We start from the raw sequence: 1,999 nt of genomic DNA, 5'->3' as shown, positions 1-1,999 counted from the left end.
CATCCCGTTTAATTTCGGAAGCCAAGCAACAAACCCTTTTTTAAAGACGTTGGATGAAACGAAGCGGATCTATCTGGCAACCGATGGGTTGAAACAGTTTGTTGAGCTGAAAGGGTATCAACAGGAAGGTCATGACTCCGCTCACCCGGATTACGGCAATAATATTGGCTTTCGCCAAGGCGGAGCAACAGATTTGAACACACTTGTCAATGTAGGTCGTGAGTACGGAGGATTTTTCGGTGTGCATATTAATGCGACTGAAGCTCTCCCGGAAGCCAAATATTTTAGCGACACATTGGTAGATAGGACAAAATGGGGCTGGGATTGGGTAGACCAAGCTTACCTTTACAATACAACTCAAAAGCGCAACGAAGCTTCGACTGGGGCGAGGTTAAATCGCTTGCAGGAATTGAAAAATAATGTGCCGAATCTAGACTTTATTTATTTGGATACCTGGTTAGAGAATGGCTGGAACGGCCTGAAGATTGCTCGGGAAATAAACAGCCTGGGTTGGGCACTTGGTACGGAGTACCCAGATTATAATGAGAGAGATTCGATCTGGGCCCACTGGTCTTTGGAATACAACAAACCATATAACAGCCAAATCGCTCGGTTTATCCGCAATCATCAGAAGGATTCATGGGTTACACGTAATCCATTGTTAGGCGGCACAGAATTGGCGGCATACGAAGGCTGGCAAGGCAAGGTTAACTTTGACGATATGATCAAGATGACTTTTAATACGAATCTTCCGACGAAATATATGCAGCATTTCCCGATCCTAAAATGGTCGAGCAACACGATCAACTTTGCTAACAATGTTAGCGTCAGTAATGCGAGCGGCACAAGAGTGATGACAAAGAACGGCATCACCATCTTGAATGGCGGAGCTTATCTGCTTCCATGGAATCCGAATACGGAAGATAAGCTATATCACTGGAACTCAACCGGAGGAAGTACGACTTGGACACTGCCTTTAAGTTGGTCAGGACTCAGTACAGTTAAGCTATACAAACTGTCGGATCAAGGCAAGCAGTTCATACAAGATTTGCCGGTAACGAACAATCAGGTTGCCATTCATGCTACCGCAAATACGCCTTACGTAATTTACAAAGGAGACGCTGCAGCAACGCCGGATGTGAATTATGGTGAAGGTACGCCATTGAAAGATCCTGGTTTCAATAGCGGCGGACTCGCTTCTTGGACGGTAACTGGCGATACGACGAAAGCAACCGTACAGAGAAATGGGCTTGGCCAAAATGAACTTAAAATAGCAAGCGGCGCTGATGTGACTGTTAGTCAACAGCTTACAGGACTTTCACAGGGAACGTATTCAGCTTACGTCTACGTACAAGTGGACGGTGACCGCCGTGCAGTTATCGGGGTCAAAGATTATAGCGGGGCAGAAGTGACCAACTATACGGATACCTCTTTTGCACAAAATCTTATCGCGGGAGATGCCAAGCATCATACCAAAATGCAAAGGATGCGTGTGCTGTTTGACGTTCCGGCAGGGCAATCTACGGCAACGCTTTACCTGAAAGGTGTAACAGGCACGGGAGCCATTACATTTGATGATGTCCATATTATGAAAGTACAGCGGGCTGCAAATCCGACAGGAGCCTATTTTTCGGAAGATTTTGAGCATGTAGACGCTGGCTGGTATCCGTTTATCAAGGCGGATGCTGGTGGAAGTACCGATCCGAAAACACATCTTTCCGAATTACATGCGCCTTACACGCAAAAAGGATGGAACGGTAACGCGATTGACCATACGATCAACGGGAATTGGTCGCTGGTGTCGCATGAGGAGAATACGGGTCTACTCTATAGGACGTTGCCGCAAACGCTTCGATTCGCGCCAGACACGAACTATACGATCACTTTCAAATATGAGAATCAACAAGCCGGGGATTATGCGTTCATTGTAGGCGATGGAACGAATGAAATATCCAGCACTAATTTCAGTACCGTTACTTCTCCAAAGACTTTTACAAAA

1 protein-coding gene is annotated in these 1,999 nt (G+C 46.1%); it reads left to right on the top strand.

The window, feature by feature from the left end; genetic code table 11:
* Positions 1-1,999 (top strand): endo-alpha-N-acetylgalactosaminidase family protein (locus AC58PQ_RS29470; protein ID WP_497247945.1); only part of this gene is annotated, 1,999 nt, incomplete at both ends.

The organism is Paenibacillus sp. J22P143, assembly GCF_059692035.1.
The sequence above is the reverse complement of the archived record's forward strand: the minus strand, read 5'-3'. Positions and strand labels throughout refer to the sequence as shown.